The sequence below is a fragment of the Neisseria dumasiana genome, from assembly GCF_022870885.1.
GTDB classification, from domain to species: domain Bacteria; phylum Pseudomonadota; class Gammaproteobacteria; order Burkholderiales; family Neisseriaceae; genus Neisseria; species Neisseria dumasiana.
In genome coordinates this window covers 1411904-1428553 of record NZ_CP091509.1, presented here as the reverse complement: position 1 = coordinate 1428553, position 16650 = coordinate 1411904, and the positions used below count along the sequence as shown (strand labels likewise).

Here is a 16650-nt window from a genome sequence, read left to right as displayed (position 1 = left end):
GCCAATATTCCAAATGAATTGTAAAGACCGCTGTCTGCATTGCAAAAAAGCGCAAAAGCATAGAAGCAGATGATATGGCGAGCGGGATTTGCATGTTAAGATTTAACCATTGCGGCTGCATAACCGCCAACCGCAGCCACCCACTATACTATAACCGTGTAAAGGACAGACCATGAGTCGCGTATTATTGGTAGATGATGATGCTCTATTAACCGAGCTGTTAACCGAATACTTAACGGCAGAGGGTTTAAATGTACACAGCGTGCCCGACGGCGAAGCCGGTGTGCAGGAAATTTTATCGGGCCAGTACGATGTGGTCGTGCTGGATTCCATGATGCCGAAAATGAACGGTTTGGATGTATTGAAAAACGTCCGTAATCAAAGCACGGTTCCCATTATCATGCTGACTGCAAAAGGCGACGATATCGACCGCATTATCGGTCTCGAAATGGGTGCCGACGACTATGTACCCAAACCCTGTACTCCGCGCGAATTGTTAGCCCGTATCAATGCCATTTTGCGCCGTGCGCAACAATCCGGCGAGCAAAGCAGCAGCCCCAACAGCATCGCCGTAAGCGATGTGGTGCTTTATCCTGCCAAACGCCAAGCCACCATTAAAGACGTGCCTTTGGAGCTGACCAGCACCGAATTCAATCTGTTGGAAGTGCTGATGCGTCATGCCGGTCAGGTGGTCAGCAAAGAAACCTTGTCGGTGGAAGCACTTGACCGCAAACTGGCCAAATTCGACCGCAGTATCGACGTGCATATTTCGAGTATCCGTCACAAACTGGGCGATGCTTCCCTGATTCAGACTGTGCGCGGTTTGGGTTATTTGTTTGTGAAAAACTGATAAAAGATAAAACAGCTAAATGAAACTGTTTCAACGCATATTCGCCACATTTTGCGCAGTCATCATCTGCGCAATTTTCGTGGCGAGTTTTTCTTTTTGGCTTGTGCAGAATACCATTGCCGAAAACCAGTTCCACCAGCAAAGAACCATTGAAACCACTTTGATGAGCAGCATTATTTCTGCCTTCAGAGTGAGAGGCGAGCAGGGTGCAAATGAAATTTTAAGCGAATGGAAAAACAATCCGGTTGCACATAATGTTTTGGTGATTACCGGCGGCAACGAACAGGATATTCTGAACCGGCAAGTCGATAAAAACATGATTGTCAACGCGCGTAAGTTTGCCGTTGCCAACCCCGATTCGGATCTGGCCAGCATAGAATATGACCGCTGGGGTGAAGAATATCTCTTTTTTATCCGCAATTGGGATAACCAGCAGATACAGCGTCTTCCCAGCCCGTTGTTCATTCCCGGCTTGCAGCTCGCCCCGATTTGGCACGAATTTATCATTCTGTCTTTTATCATCTTGGTTGGATTGTTGCTGGCCTATATTCTGACCAACAACATTACCAAGCCCATCCGCATTCTCGGGTTCGGCATGAACCGTTTGGCATCCGGCGATTTGGATACCCGTATTTCCCAGCAAATGGACGATCGTGACGACGAACTTTCACAGCTGGCGGTTCTGTTCGACAAAATGGCCGTTCAATTGGAGCAGTTGGTTGCAAAAGAGCGTCATCTGCTTCACCACGTTTCGCATGAAATGCGTTCGCCGTTGGCACGGATGCAGGCAATTGTCGGTTTGATTCAGTCTCAGCCCCAAAAGCAGGAACAATACATCAAACGTCTCGAAGGTGAGCTGACGCGAATGGATACGCTGGTGGGCGAATTGTTGACCTTGTCGCGCTTGGAAACATCCAACATGCCTTTGGAAAAAGATAACCTGCCTTTACTGCCGTTCTTTCAGCAGCTGGTGGAGGATAGCCAGGCCGTTGCTCAACAAAACCGGCAAACAGTGTTGTTGGAAGTAGAAAAAGTTCCCGATAACGCTGCCATTATGGGTAACGAAGGTTTCCTTTATCGTGCTTTCGACAATGTGATCCGCAATGCAATGGCATACAGCCCGGAAGGCAGCGAAATCAAGGTTCGGCTGTGTCAGGATGCAAAAAACTGGCTGGTTGATATTATCGACAACGGCCCGGGTGTCGATGAAATGCAGTTGCCGCATATTTTCACGGCTTTTTACCGGGCAGACAGTAGCGCCAGCAAGCCGGGAACGGGTTTGGGTTTGGCCATCGCCAAGCATATTGTGAATCAGCACAACGGTAAAATTATTGCTGAAAATATCAAGCCCAACGGATTGAAAATGCGTTTTATATTGCCGAAGCAAAAGTAAAGGCTGTAAAAAACGGAGCATTAAATGCTCCGTTTTTTTTACAGGTAGGTATCGTAACAAACAGCTCGCTTTATACCTTAACTTGCTCTGATTGTTGAAACAGGGGCTTTATATAGTAATCAATTCAATTTTTACCACGGCGTTACTGCGCCTTAGTTCAAAGAGAACGATTGTGTAAGCTGCAGAAGCGTGCTTGTATTGTCTTGTATTAAAAATGTGTTGATTGATTATAACGATACTTCAATATTATCAATCAGGCGTGTAGTGCCCAGCCTTGCCGCTGCTAAAACCACTAGGTTTTTATCGCCTGCGTGGGCTATGTTCAGGTTGTCGGCACGGCGTATTTCTACATAATCAACCGACCATCCTGATTCGCTAAGCTGCTCTACGGCAGCTTGTTCCAATTCGGCATAAGCTAAATTCCCTTCACGGAGTGCGTCGGCGATAATGTTCAATTCGCGGTAAAGCCGAGGGGCTTCGGCGCGTTCTTGCCCGCTTAAATATTGGTTGCGGCTGGAGAGGGCGAGGCCGTCTGAAGCGCGGCCGGTATCGACGGGCACGATTTCCACGTTGATGTTCAAGTCTTCTACCAGCCCTTTGATGATGGCAAGCTGCTGGTAATCTTTTTTGCCGAAACAGGCCGTATCGGGTTCGACGATATTGAAAAGCTTGCTCACCACGGTAGCTACGCCGCGGAAATGGCCAGGGCGGAATTTGCCGCATAATTCGTTTTGCAGATGAGGCGGCTCGACGTTGTAGCGTTGTTCCACGTTCGGATACAGTTCTTTTTCATCGGGAGCAAAAACCACGCTCACGCCTTCGGCAGACAGTTTGTCGGCATCTTGCTGTAAAGTGCGCGGATATTTGTCGAAGTCTTCGCCTTGGCCGAATTGCAGGCGGTTGACGAAGATGCTGACCACGACATGATCGGCGCGCTTACGGGCTTCGCGCACCAAAGCCAGATGGCCCTCATGCAGGTTGCCCATGGTCGGCACAAATGCCACACGGCCTGCGGTTTTGCGCCATTCGCGTAATTCTTTGATGGTATGGATGATTTGCATGGAAAGGTTTGTCCTTTAACCAAAGGAGGCCGTCTGAAAACATGTTTCAGACGGCCTGTTCACATTATGAAAAAGTATGTTCGGCGGCAGGGAAGGTTTTGTTTTTGACTGCGGCAACATAAGCGGCTACGGCAGCCTGTATGCTGGTTTGGCCTTCCATAAAGTTTTTGACGAATTTGGCGGTTTTGCCGGGGAATACGCCGAGCATGTCGTGCATCACCAATACTTGCCCGTCGCAATCCACACCCGCGCCGATGCCGATGGTGGGGCTGCTCACGGTTTCGGTAACTTGTTTGCCGAGGGCGGCGGGCACGCATTCCATCAAGATGATGGCGGCACCGGCTTCGTCGTGCGCTTTGGCATCGTTCAGCAACGCTTGCGCTTTGTCGCCTTTGCCTTGCACTTTATAGCCGCCGAAAGCGTGCACCGATTGCGGCGTGAGGCCGATATGGGCGCAAACGGGAATGCCGCGCAGTTGCAGGAATTCGGTGGTTTCCGCCATCCATACGCCGCCTTCCAGCTTGACCATGTGTGCGCCGGCGGCCATCAGTTCGGCAGCGGCGGCAAACGCCTGCTCTTTGCTTTGCTGGTATGCGCCGAAGGGCAGGTCGCTCACGATCATGGCGTTTTGGGTGCCGCGGGCGACGGCTGCAGTGTGGTAGCACATATCGCGCAGCGAAACGGGCAGGGTGGAGGCTTGCCCCTGTACGGTCATGCCGAGTGAATCACCTACCAGCAGAACATCCACGCCGGCATTGTCCATCAAGGCGGCAAAGCTGGCTTCGTAGGCGGTGAGCATGGCGATTTTTTCGCCTTCTGCTTTCATTTTTTGCAGAGTGTTGACTGTGATCATCACAATATTCCGATTCTTTTCAGACGGCCTTAAGTTTAAACGCGGTTAATAATGGAGGCTCAGGCTGAAATTTCAACCAAAGCAAAACAGCCTGACCGCTGGGATCAGGCTGTTTTTGTTTTATGGTGCCGGCACCAAGAGTCGAACTCGGGACCTTCTGATTACAAGTCAGCTGCTCTACCAACTGAGCTATACCGGCTGAAGAAGTGCGCATTATGCCTATTTTGATGATGTTTGGCAAGCGGTTTACGCAGAAAATTTAAAAAATTTTTGAAGGTATTGTTTTCTAGGTAAATTATTTTTCAGGCGGCTTAAGCTTGCAGTGAAAAATAACGCTTCATTCCTTCGCTTGCCAAGTATCTTTCAAAGTAACCGTGCGGTTGAATACCGGCTTTTCTTTGCTGTGGTCGTAGCGGTCGGTCACGAAATAACCCAAACGCTCAAACTGCCAGCGGCTTTCCGGCTCCAGCGTGTTGACCACCGGCTCGGCGTAAGCGGTGATTTCTTTCATGGATTCGGGGTTCAGGAAATCAGTAAACGGCAGGTATTCGCCGTCTTCGCCGCGAACGGCATCGGGGCGCGGTTCGGCAAACAGGCGGTCGTACAGGCGAACTTGCACCGGCACGGCGTGTTCGGCGGAAAGCCAGTGGATCACGCCTTTTACTTTGCGGCCTTCGGGCTTTTTACCCAGTGTGTCGTGGTCAATGCTGCATTTGAGTTCGATCACATTACCGTTTTCGTCTTTTACCACTTCGTCGCACTTAATCACATAGCTGTAACGCAGGCGCACTTCGCCGCCTAAAGTCAAACGCTGCCAGCCTTTAGGCGGATTTTCGCTGAAATCGTCGGCTTCGATATACAGGGTTTGGCTGATGGGCACTTCGCGCTCGCCCATTTCTTCGTGGTGCGGATGGTAAGGTGCGCTGCGGCTTTGGGTTTTGCCGGCTTCAAAATTGGTGAGCGTTACCTTAATCGGGTTTAACACAGCCATCAAACGCGGTGCGGAATTTTCCAGCTCTTCGCGAACCGCACCTTCGAGCACGCTTATGTCGACCACGTTTTCAGACTTGGAAATGCCGACGCGCTTGGCAAACAGGCGCAAGCCTTCAGGCGTGTAACCGCGGCGGCGCATGCCGGAGATGGTGGGCATACGCGGATCGTTCCAGCCTGTAACGTGGCCGTCTGAAACCAGCTGGTTCAGTTTACGTTTGGATGTGATGGAATACAGCAATTCCAAACGGGAAAACTCGTATTGGCGCGGGTGGCTGTCGATCGGGATATTGTCGAGCACCCAGTCATACAGCGGGCGGTGGGCTTCAAATTCGAGTGTACACAGCGAATGGGTGATGTTTTCGATGGCATCGGAAATGGCGTGGGTGTAGTCATACATGGGGTAAATGCACCACTTGTCTCCGGTATTGTGGTGATGCACGCGGCGGATGCGGTAAATTACCGGATCACGCAGGTTTACGTTGCCCGCGGCCATGTCGATTTTCAGGCGCAGGGTTTTGCTGCCGTCGGGGAATTCGCCGTTTTTCATGCGCATGAACAAATCGAGGTTTTCTTCGATGCTGCGGTCTCGATAAGGGCTGTTTTTGCCCGGCTCGGTAAGCGTGCCGCGGTATTCGCGCATTTCTTCGGCAGTTAAATCGTCCACATAGGCTTTGCCGTCTTTAATCAGGCCGACGGCGTAATCAAACAGCTGGTCGAAATAGTCGGAAGCATAACGGGGCTCGCCAGCCCATTTAAAGCCCAACCATTCTACGTCTTCTTTAATCGAATCAACGTATTCCTGATTTTCTTTTTCGGGGTTGGTGTCGTCAAAGCGCAGGTTACACAGGCCGTCGTAAACATAAGCCAAACCGAAGTTCAGGCAGATGGATTTGGCGTGGCCGATGTGCAGGTAGCCGTTTGGTTCGGGCGGGAAACGGGTTTGGATGGCAGTGTGTTTGCCGCTTTTGAGGTCGTCTTCAATAATGGTGCGGATAAAATGGTTATCGGCAAATTGTTCTTTATTCATCATGGGGATAGATTCATTTTCTAAATTTGATTTGTTGTATAAATAGTTTTCAGACGGCCTCAATATCCAGGCCGTCTGAAAAAATAAGGAAGATGGGATGTATTGTACATTAAATTGCTGCCTGCGTTTGAAGTGTGGCCATACAAATAAATCGGCGTGATATTCTATTTTCACTAGTAAGAGAAGCAGGGCAGAAAAGCATGTTTGCGGATGACAACAGCTAAAATATTCTGAAGAATCTTACTTGCCACCATGCTTTAAAGCACTTATAATTCGCATTTCCACAGAGAGGTGGATGAGTGGTTGAAGTCGCACGCCTGGAAAGCGTGTATACGTGAATAGCGTATCGAGGGTTCGAATCCCTTCCTCTCTGCCATATTTTACTATAACCTGATGATTGAAATAGATAATTTTAGGTTATATTTATTTTATGTACCATATTGTATACCCAATAAAATAAAAAGCCGGTCAACATTACCGGCTTTTCTCATGTGTAGTCATTTATCTTATAATTTAATTATTTACCCACTAGATACGTTAATCACTTCGGTACAATCATCTTGGTAAATGAAACGCTATCTTTCCTTCGGTCATTCTTGTTATCCAAAATTTTGCCGGAAGAGGAGGTTGCATTTCTTTGTTAATATTATGAAAGAATAATATCATCATAGTCGCTAATTTCGTTTGCTAGTTTTGGGAGTGGCCGTAGCCAAGTGAGAAAACTATTGCATAAGCATAGGCCGTCTGAAATTTCAGACGGCCTTTTGTCATACCCATATTGGGCAAAAATATTCATTCTGATATATTTCCAAAACATACTTCTTCAATCCTGATACTTTGAATACAGTTTTGGAACGCCCGCGATGACCCAAACCCAATCCTACCGTCTCACCCTCTCCCGCTTCACTCCCTCCCTCTCAGTCGTCTCCTTCACCGCCACCGAAGCACTCAACACAGCCTACCGTCTCGACATCGAACTCACTTCCACTGATGCCGACCTACCGCTGTCGTCATATATCAACCAAGCGGCCAAGTTTACGGTAACGCCGGTAAGCTCTGATGCGTTGGGATTAATCGAGGGAATGATCGCGCCCCAAGCGTTGAAGGAATGGAGCGGCATCATCACTTCCTGTGAGAAGCTGTCGGTATCGGCGGACGAGACCCGTTACCGCATGGTATTGGAACCGCGCATCGCCGCATTGAAGCACCACCGCACTTCGCGTCTGTTTCAAAACCAAAACATCCCCGACATTATTTCATCGCTGCTGAAACACCACGGTTTTGCCGGCGTCGATTTCCGTTTCAACACTTCACGCGAATACGGTGTGCGCGAGTATGTGACCCAGTATCAGGAATCCGACTTTGCCTTTATCAACCGGCTGTGCGAAGAAGAAGGCATTTGGTACGCCTTCGAGCAGAACGCCCAATATGGCGATGTGGCGGTATTCGGTGACGATGCCGCCCATTATTTTCGCGACAACCGTCATCCGTATCCCTACCGCCACCATGGTGGGTTGGAGAGCGTCGGTGAAGAAGCAGTATTTGCTTTACAAGTGAAGCACAACCCGATTCTCGAATCCATCCGCGTCGGCGACTACAACTACCGCGATGCCGATACCGATTTGTCGTCCGAAGTAACGGCGAAGGATAAGGAAAGCGATAGCAGCGTCTTACTCGGCAGCGACAGCCATTGGGGTTTGCATCACAAGACACCCGCAGAAGCCCAACTTCAGACGGCCTTACTGCAACAATTGAACCACAGCCGCCGTATTGTTGCCTCCGGCAGCGGCAACATTACCGCCCTCAGCCCCGGCCAAGTGTTTCAGACGGCCCCGAGCTTCAGCGAAGCGCCCAACGGCTGGTTGGTAGTATCGCTCACCCACAGCGGCAGCCGCGATAATGCCTACAGCCATACTTTCACCACCATTCCCGCCGACAGCATCTTCCGCCCCGAACGCATCACCCCGTTACCCACGATCCAGGGCAGCCTACCCGCACGGGTTACCAGCCCCGGCAACTACACCTACGCCTATATCGACAATATGGGCCGTTACCGCGTCAAACTGCCGTTCGACCTCGACGAATGGAGTCCGGGCGGGGAAAGCCGCCCCATCCGACTGGCCAAACCCTATGCCGGCCCCGACTACGGCCAGCACTTCCCGCTGCACGAAGGCACCGAAGTGATGCTGTCGTTCGTACAGGGCAATCCCGATAGGCCGTATATCTCGGGTGTGATGCACGACAGCTCCCACCCCGACCACGTACCTGCCGATTGGAACACCCGCAACGTCATCCGTACCTGGGCCAACAACAAACTGCGGATGGAAGACAAACAGGGGCAGGAACACATCAAACTGGCGACCGAATACGGCAAAACCCAACTCAACCTCGGCCATATCGTCGACAGCCAACGCCAAAAACGCGGCGACAACGGCGAAGGCTTCGAGCTGCGTACCGACAGCTGGGGTGCAGTTAGGGCAGGCAAAGGTTTGTTCATCAGTACTGACGCTCAAAATCAGGCGGCGGGACAGGTATTGGATATGGATGCCGCCATCGCCCAAATCGAACAAGCAATCTCCCTAGCCAAAAGTCTTAACAAAGCCGCGCAAACCGCCCAAAACGAAGCGACCGAAGCCGAAGAACAGGCAGGCCGTCTGAAAGACAGTCTCAAACAACTGCAACGCGCCGGCATCATCCAATCCGCCCCCGACGGCATCGCCAGCGCCACCCCGCAAAGCCAGCTGCACACCGCCGGCCAACACATCCACCACATCAGTGGCGGCGACACCGACATCAGCACCGGCCGCAACTTTACCGCCCATGCAGTCGGAAGCGTCAACCTGTTTGCCCAAAGCAGCGGCGCGAAGTTACAGGCCAATCAGGGCAAAGTGGAGATTCAGGCACAGAACGACGAGATGCAGATCAATGCGCTCAAAGATGCCACCATCACCAGTAGTGCCGGCAAAGTTACTGTGGCAACCAAAGACGAAATCCTGCTGACCAGCGGCGGCGGTTATATCAAGATAAAAGACGGAAACATCGAACTGGGCTGCCCGAAGATGGTGTGGGTGAAGTGTGCGGGGTTTCAGGTGATGGGGCCGAGTTCATGGACGATGGATATGGCTAAATTTTCCATGCACAAAAATGATTTTGAGCTGTTTTACCATGATGCAAACCTCATGCCGATAGGCAATGCGCCATACAGGGTTGTATTGGCAAACGGACAGGAATATAGCGGAAAACTGGATAAAGATGGCAAGGCAGTTTTAAAAAATATCAACGCAAGCGAAGCAGAAGTGTATTTTGGCTATTCGGAAGATGAAGTAAAGCTGCCTGAGATAGATGCCGGACTGGACTATTCCGAAGAGGCTGTCAGACAACAATTGGCTGAAATGGATGCGGATATATCCGGCTCGGATTTGGATGCAATACTTTCAGCTTTTTTGGATACGGATTTGGATTACACGGAGTAATATGATGGCTTTGACAGAAAAAGAACAGAAAGCTATTCAATCGTTGTTGGTGGATATGGTTGCCGTTGTTCCACCCTTAAATATCGCTATGGGTATAAAAGACATTACTTCGGTAGGATGGGATTTATACCGTAAAAACTATAAGAACAAAGAAGAGGAAAACGCGCTTAAAGTCGAATTGATATTAGGTACTATTTGCCTGATACCGGGTGCCGGTGCCCCTGTTCGAACAACGTTTAAGCAACTGATACGCAATCCCGATGTTTATGCACCGTTGATGTTTGAAATCATCACGTTGATTATTGAAAAAGCGAATGTACAACTCAAAAAAAACGGAATACAACCTATTGCATTCAACCCTGAAGCACTATTGAACCAAATGGTTGATACAGGCCGTCTGAAAAGCTATCTCGAACAAGGCAGGCAAGCTGCCTTGAAATCGGCTAAAGACAGTGTGTTCGGCAGATGGTTTGACGTGTCGGGTACAATCAATACTTGCTTTGATTTTTTAGAGAGCAATCTAATTAGCTGTATCCAACTATTGCGACCGCATGTTTTAGGTGCTATTACGAAAAGTAAGGCTCGGGTCAATAATTCAGCCATGCACCGGATTCCTGATAAAAACACGCCTAAAGCTCAACAAAATACACCGAAAGCCCAAGAGAAAAGTGGTCAGGATCGACCGACTAAAACGGTCAGCGCGGGAAAAATGAAAGAGCGGATTCAAACAGCTTATCCCAAACTCGCCAATTCTTTTGGTGGTGGTGTCGGTGAACATATCGCCGACTACTACTGTCTTGAAACTTTGGGTTGGGGTAAAGGCAACTGGATACGCCATGATGAATACACTAACGGCAAATGGAAAGCAGGTGCCGATGCAAGAAAATTGAATGACAGAGGCAAATTGAAGAAGTTGCAGCCGATAGGTAACGATATAGGTATAGACGGTTTTTGGAAGGCTAATCCTGCAACTAACGGCGGAAAACCGTATGCAGTAGTGGAAGCAAAGGCTTCGATGTCGCATATGGGACAACAGTCGAATTTGGCGAAGATGATGGGGGTGTTGGCAGCTAAAGAGAACGGAAAACATGTAGTGCAGATGGATCATGTCTGGATTCAGAAAAGAGTAAGTGATTTGCTTAAGGCAGGTTTATTACCTATTTCGGTACAGGCAGATTTGGGAAAAAAAAGAAAAAACTGGAAAACTCTATACCGTAGACATATTATCTTTACTGCTTTGCAAATCCCCGAAACTGACGGCTGGAAACATGCCGAAGCACTATTAAACGGGTATGTTGAAAGTAAACATCGAAGCCATCAGCCGACCAAACATATCAGTAATGAACGTGAAATCAATGCCCTAATACGTACCGCTAGGAATAATGCAGAGGCAGAGGAAAGACGGCATAAGGCCAAAGGCAAAACTAAATAAATATAAAGGAAAAGAAATGCATAATAATGAAATTGAATATAATCACAACAAAGATAGACAAGGCCTATTTGAAGAAGTATTTTTTAAAAAGTTATATTCAGACAATCTATGGTTGATGAACAAATGGATAAATGAAACGGAGAATGAAGATCCACTTGATTCACCTGATGCATTACCTGCGGAAATCTACCTAGTTGCGATGATTGAATACACCGCAGGACATCCCATCGAAGCAGTCTATCAACGTTTCGAGCAGGCCATTGAATACAGCAATCTGTGTTTGAAAATCGATGCCAAGTACCCCATAGACGATCCTGAACTGATTGAAGAAGGATGGACAATGTCTGTTTGGGGCGGGGGTATGGATTTGAGCGAAAACCTGCCCAATGCTATCGGATTGTGCATCCTATTCGACCGCACCGACTGGCTGGCAATTGTTAAACGATGTTATGAACTGGATGGTTTTCGAGATGTAGCATTTGATGCTTTGCTTAACATGCAGATTCCCACGGAATTCGATCCCAAACAGAAGTTTCCCAAAGGTGGCTTCAATTTCCGCAAACCATTGTTGCAGGCAATCATGACCGAAAGCAAAGAAGAAACGCTTAAACATCTTAATTCCTACCTTGCAGGCTGGTATGAAGGCAACCGCAAAATCGGCAACGGTATAATAGACCGACATCTTGACCAAGATCCCGAGTATGGTGGCTATTACGGTTACTGGAGCTTTGAATCCGCTGCGGTGGCTTATCTGAAAGACATCGACGATACCGAATTGCGCCAATATCTCTACTATCCCAAAGATATGGTCGATTGGGCCAGAGAGCAACGCAGAATCAAACAAGGCGAAGAACGGGATAACCGTTTACCTCTGCTACTGCCGAAGGGGGCTACCGCCCCGTTTGCAGGGAAATACGGAATAGATAACTTTATCGGCCATGAAATCATGGTAGAACAAGGCGAGCGCTTGCCTGCCGGACGTGTAAGCGCGCAATATGATGAAAATGCTGAACCGTTATACCGTGAAGATACGGTATGGCGGTTGTTGCAACGGGAAGATGGAGGAAATGTTCGGTTTGAAGAAGAAGAGTTGCAACGGTTACAAAACAATTACTAGATATGGAGAAAAATTAATTGATAAAACAAAGAACTGATTGCTTTTCCTGACTGTAAGGCTGAGATGTAGGAAATTCTAGCGTTGTTTACACTTTCCGTTTTTTGTATGTCTGTCCATGAATTTGATGGATGGGCATTATTTTTGCTCTTGGGGTATGTCGGCAATTGTGGGCAGGGGCATGATTTGTAAGGCGATACTGCTCCAAACGATGCCTTCCGGTAGGGGGTGTTTGCCGAAATGGACGATAGGGTGTGGTCGGGCAGGGCGTATATTTGTAAGGGATGTATAGTCAATCCAATTAACTTTTACTGCGGCGTTTGGGTTCAGTTTAAAAAAAACCGATTGTGTAAGCCGCTTTAACGGCTTACACAATCGGTTTTTTTACCTATATTCTCTACGGCTTACTGCTTGGTATTAAAAACGTGTTGATTAACTCAATTTCAGCACTTCGGCAAAAGCGTCGGCTACATAATCGATATTCGATTCGTTCAGACCGGCCACGCACATACGGCCGGAGCCGACGAGGTAAACGGCAAATTCATTTTGTAAACGCTGCACCTGTTCGGGTGTCAAACCGGTGTAGCTGAACATGCCGCGCTGGGTGATGAAGTAATCGAAGTTTTTTCCCGGCACTTTGTTTGTTAATACATCGTACAGTTTTTGGCGCATGGTGCGGATGCGGTCGCGCATGGCATATACTTCGGTTTGCCATTGTGCAAACAGTTCCGGCGTGTTCATCACATCGGCAGCCACACAGCCGCCGTGTGCGGGCGGGCTGGAGTATATGCGGCGCACGTTGAATTTCAATTGGCCGAACACCAACGCGGCTTCTTCTTCATTCGGGCACACCACCGACAAACCGCCGACACGTTCTCCGTAGAGCGACATATTTTTGGAGAACGAATTGCTTACAAACAGCGGCAAGCCCATCTGCACGGCTTTGCGGATGGCGTAGGCATCGCTGTCCAAATCATCGCCGAAGCCTTGGTAAGCAATATCCATAAACGGAATCAGCTTGCGGGTTTGCACGATTTCCAGCACCGCATCCCATTGTGCGGCGGTCAAATCCACGCCGGTGGGGTTGTGGCAGCAGGGGTGCAGAATCAAAACGCTGTTTTCGGGCAAGCCTAATAAAAACGCCAGCATCTCTTCAAATTTTACGCCGCCGGTAGCCGGGTCGTAATACGGGTAGGTGCCGACTTCAAAGCCCGCGCCTTCAAAAATACTTTTGTGGTTGTCCCAAGTCGGGTCGCTCACATAGGCTTTGGCTTTAGGAAACCAGCGGTGTAAAAAGTCCGCACCCACTTTCAAGGCACCGGAACCGCCAAGTGTTTGGATGGTGGCGATACGGTTTTCCTGCAAAGCGGGGTTGTTTGTGCCGAAAAGCAGGTTTTGTACGGCGCGGCGGAAGGTATCTAGGCCTTCCATCGGCAGATAAGGGCGCGGCAGGGCTGTGGCTGCGCGTTTTTCTTCGGCTGTGCGCACGGAATCCAATACAGGCAGTTTGCCGTTTTCATCAAAGTAAATGCCGATTCCGAGATTGACTTTGTGGGCGCGGGGGTCGTTATTGTAGGTTTCGACCAAGCTGAGAATCGGATCGCCGGGATAAAATGCAACGTGCTGGAACATGTTTGGATTTCCTTTGTATTTTGAAGCGGATAGACTTGCATTAGGCAAATGATTTTGCTTCGGGTATGCAAATTTGGGTGTAAAGGTAGGGCAGATTTTGGCATAAAGCCCGATTGTTTACAATTGAGATGGTTGGCATTGGCAAAGGTTTCAGGCCGTCTGAAATAATGTTTTCAGACGGCCTGTGTGCATTTGGGCTGATTAGTCGCGGTATTGACGCCAAAAATGGGCTAGAGGGCCTGCGCCTTTGCCCACGCGCCAACCGGCGCCGGCTTCGATGGCTCCGTGCAGATAATTTTTGGCGGCGGCAACGGCAGTGCCTAAATTAGAGCGTTGCGGGCGGAGGGCGGCGATGGCGGCGGCTAGGGTGCAGCCTGTGCCGTGGGTATTGGGTGTATCGATGCGGCTGTTGCGGAAGCATTGGGGGTCGTAATCTTCGGTAAGCAGCCAATCGCGGGCTTCCTTGCTGTTTTCCCAATGGCCGCCTTTTAAAAGGGCCGCAGCCGCGCCTTTTTCCATTAATTGTTTGCCTTGCGCCAGCATTTCCTGTTCGTCTTTGGCGAGGCTGTTGCCGGTGAGTTTGGCCAGTTCTTCTAAATTGGGGGTAATCACGTCGGCCAACGGCAGAAGCTCGCTGCAAAGTGTTTCTACGGTATCTTCTACGGAAAGCCGGTCGCCCGATGTGGCTACCAACACGGGATCGAGCACGACAAACCCGCCGCTGTATTTTCGCAGGGCGGCGGCAACGGTTTTGATGGATTCTACATCGGGCAGCATACCGATTTTGACGGCATCGATGCGGATATCGGAAAAAACCGATTCGCATTGTGCGGCGATGATTTCGGGCGGGATAACGTGAACGGCCTGCACGCCTCGGGTATTTTGGGCGGTTACGGCGGTAACGATGCTGGCTCCGTATGCGCCGAGCGCACCGAATGTTTTTAAATCAGCCTGAATGCCGGCACCGCCGCCGGAATCTGATCCTGCGATGGTTAATGCGCGGACAAGGGGTTTGCTGGCCATGAAATATCCTCATTTCTGTCGATAATGTGCGCGGCTGCGCTTCGCAGTAGGGCATTGAATGAAAGCTTGAGACACCTGTGTAAACTTTACGGAGGCGCATTTCCGTGTTGGCGGCTAACCGTATGCATATCTATTTTGATATGTTTGTTTAATATGCCTGCACTTAATTGTGCTGTTACGCCTTAAACAGCATCCACATCGGGCGGGTTTTGCAAAGGTGTCGGTTTGCCCTTTTTTTAGCGGGGCTGAATTATAGAGGTATGGCGGTTATACAGGATATAAAAATGCTGTTTGGTATTTTTTTACGATGACTGTATATTCCGCTTGGCGGTATTTTTGCCTAAAAACGCATATTTGATTGTTATTTATGTATTTTGTTGAAAATATTGTTTTGTGCGCTTTAGGCAGGGTGGGGTAAGGGCTGAAAGGGCTGCCGTGCAAAAGTTTCAGCCATGCTTCTGCATGGATAGATTTTTAGCAGGATGGTTCCGTTGGATACTTTATCTGCGATGATAATTATTGTGAGCGCGGCGGATATGGGCTGCGAACCGCGGTGAACGGTTTTTGGGGGTGTCAGTCGGCGTTGCGGTATTCGGGGTGAGCTCCACAATCAAATACCTGCCAAATAACCATTGGATATTTGCTGTGATTGTTGCATTTGTGAATTTTCTCTCAAAACACCGCTGCGCAAACTGACTGGCGACGCAAAATTTTAGTTTTCACGGTCGAGTATGGAAGGTGCGAAGCGCAAAATGGTGTCGCGCAGGGGAATCAGTTTGCCGTGGAAGAAGTGCGAGGATTCGGGCAGCACGACCACGGGCAGGTCTTGCGGCGCTGCCCAGCGCAAGGCTTTGTCTAGCTCGATGACTTCGTCTTGCTCGCCGTGTATCAATAGGGTTTTGGCCATATCGGGAGCGTTTGGCTCGGGCATGCGGTTGTAGTGTTTGACGGCGGGGGCGAGCAGCAGCAGTAGATCGGGTTGGCGTTGTTGGGCGGCAAACAGCGAAACGTAGCCCCCGAAAGAAAAGCCGCTGAGTACGAATTGTGCTGCTCCGGGGTGTTGTGCCCGGGCATAATCGATCACGGCGATGCAGTCTTCGGTTTCGCCGCGGCCGTAATCGTGTTCGCCGTCGCTGCCGCCTACGCCGCGCAGATTGGGCAGGTAGCAGTGGAAGCCTAATTTATTCAGGGCTTTGGCGGCGGTTTGGATGACTTTGTTGGTATTGGTGCCGCCTTGCAGCGGGTTGGGGTGGTTGATAACGGCTACGCCGCGTTCCGTGCCTTGCGGAGGCAGATAGATGGTTTCCAAGCGGCCGGCAGGGCCTTCGATAAAGTGTTGGTTGGCAATTTTCAGCATAATCGGATTGGGATGGAAAGGGTTGCGGGGAGGCCGTCTGAAAGGTTTCAGACGGCCTGTGGCGGGAATGTTTATTCGGATTCGGGTTCGTCAACCAGCAGGCGTTCGACGGCTTCTCCACCCGCAAGGTCTTGTTCGAGAATGTCTTTTAAGTCTTCTTCATCGACATAAGTGTACCAGCGGCCTTCGGGGTAGATGACCATTACGGGGCCGGATTCGCAGCGGCCGAGGCAGCTTGTGCTGCTGATGCGTAATTTTCCGGGGCCGATCAAGCCCATTTTTTTGGCGTTGCCTTTAAGAAAATCCACGGCTGCGGTGCCTTCGCCGTTGTCGTTGCAGCTTTGTTTGCAGGTGTCGTGGCGGGCATTGGTGCAGATGAATAGATGGCGGTTGAAGTAGGTCATAATGTTGCTTTCTGCCGGGGCGTGGTTCAGACGGCCCG

General features: G+C 49.8%; 12 protein-coding genes and 2 tRNA genes. 6 read left to right on the top strand and 8 right to left on the bottom strand.

Annotated elements, in window-relative coordinates:
- Positions 1-172: 172 nt before the first annotated feature.
- Both misR and LVJ88_RS06470 read left to right on the top strand, forming a co-directional pair.
- Complete coding sequence (gene misR / locus LVJ88_RS06475) at positions 173-850, top strand: two-component system response regulator MisR (RefSeq protein WP_054598680.1); 678 nt, start codon at positions 173-175, stop codon at positions 848-850.
- A 19-nt stretch (positions 851-869) separates the two neighbouring features.
- Entirely contained in the window at positions 870-2243 is a 1374-nt protein-coding gene (locus LVJ88_RS06470; RefSeq protein WP_085418566.1) for a sensor histidine kinase, read from the top strand.
- Between the two features lie 227 nt (positions 2244-2470).
- Here LVJ88_RS06470 and panC read toward each other — a convergent pair whose 3' ends face one another.
- From panC to LVJ88_RS06450, 4 genes are all read right to left on the bottom strand, one after another.
- The gene (panC, locus tag LVJ88_RS06465) at positions 2471-3304 is read right to left on the bottom strand and encodes a pantoate--beta-alanine ligase (RefSeq protein ID WP_085418567.1); all 834 of its coding nucleotides are present in this window, start codon (positions 3302-3304) and stop codon (positions 2471-2473) included.
- A 64-nt stretch (positions 3305-3368) separates the two neighbouring features.
- Entirely contained in the window at positions 3369-4157 is a 789-nt protein-coding gene (gene panB / locus LVJ88_RS06460) for a 3-methyl-2-oxobutanoate hydroxymethyltransferase (protein WP_085356980.1), read from the bottom strand.
- 123 nt (positions 4158-4280) lie between these two features.
- Positions 4281-4356 (bottom strand) — tRNA-Thr (locus LVJ88_RS06455).
- Between the two features lie 138 nt (positions 4357-4494).
- Positions 4495-6180, bottom strand: coding sequence for a glutamine--tRNA ligase/YqeY domain fusion protein (locus LVJ88_RS06450; protein WP_085418568.1), 1686 nt, complete (start codon positions 6178-6180; stop codon positions 4495-4497).
- A 282-nt stretch (positions 6181-6462) separates the two neighbouring features.
- Here LVJ88_RS06450 and LVJ88_RS06445 point away from each other — a divergent pair.
- The 4 genes from LVJ88_RS06445 to LVJ88_RS06430 all read left to right on the top strand — a co-directional run bounded on the left by LVJ88_RS06445 (position 6463) and on the right by LVJ88_RS06430 (position 12199).
- Positions 6463-6553: transfer RNA gene (locus LVJ88_RS06445), tRNA-Ser, on the top strand.
- Between the two features lie 487 nt (positions 6554-7040).
- Positions 7041-9650 (top strand): type VI secretion system Vgr family protein, encoded by a 2610-nt coding sequence (locus tag LVJ88_RS06440; protein ID WP_085418569.1) that lies wholly within the window; start codon positions 7041-7043, stop codon positions 9648-9650.
- Position 9651: 1 nt separating this feature from the next.
- Positions 9652-11082: a hypothetical protein gene (locus LVJ88_RS06435; protein WP_085418570.1), complete on the top strand. Its 1431-nt coding sequence runs from the start codon at positions 9652-9654 to the stop codon at positions 11080-11082.
- Positions 11083-11098: 16 nt separating this feature from the next.
- Entirely contained in the window at positions 11099-12199 is a 1101-nt protein-coding gene (locus LVJ88_RS06430; RefSeq protein ID WP_085418571.1) for a PoNe immunity protein domain-containing protein, read from the top strand.
- 429 nt (positions 12200-12628) lie between these two features.
- On the opposite strand, the gene LVJ88_RS06425 is transcribed toward LVJ88_RS06430, so the two are convergent.
- From LVJ88_RS06425 to LVJ88_RS06410, 4 genes are all read right to left on the bottom strand, one after another.
- Entirely contained in the window at positions 12629-13828 is a 1200-nt protein-coding gene (locus tag LVJ88_RS06425) for an amino acid aminotransferase (protein WP_085418572.1), read from the bottom strand.
- A 201-nt stretch (positions 13829-14029) separates the two neighbouring features.
- Positions 14030-14851 carry a bifunctional hydroxymethylpyrimidine kinase/phosphomethylpyrimidine kinase gene (gene thiD / locus LVJ88_RS06420; protein ID WP_085418573.1) on the bottom strand — a complete coding sequence of 274 codons (822 nt, stop codon included), beginning with the start codon at positions 14849-14851 and terminating at the stop codon, positions 14030-14032.
- Between the two features lie 712 nt (positions 14852-15563).
- On the bottom strand, positions 15564-16208 hold the full coding sequence (locus LVJ88_RS06415; protein WP_085418574.1) for an alpha/beta hydrolase: 645 nt from the start codon (positions 16206-16208) through the stop codon (positions 15564-15566).
- 71 nt (positions 16209-16279) lie between these two features.
- Positions 16280-16612 (bottom strand): (2Fe-2S) ferredoxin domain-containing protein, encoded by a 333-nt coding sequence (locus LVJ88_RS06410; protein ID WP_054599676.1) that lies wholly within the window; start codon positions 16610-16612, stop codon positions 16280-16282.
- Positions 16613-16650: the final 38 nt, after the last annotated feature.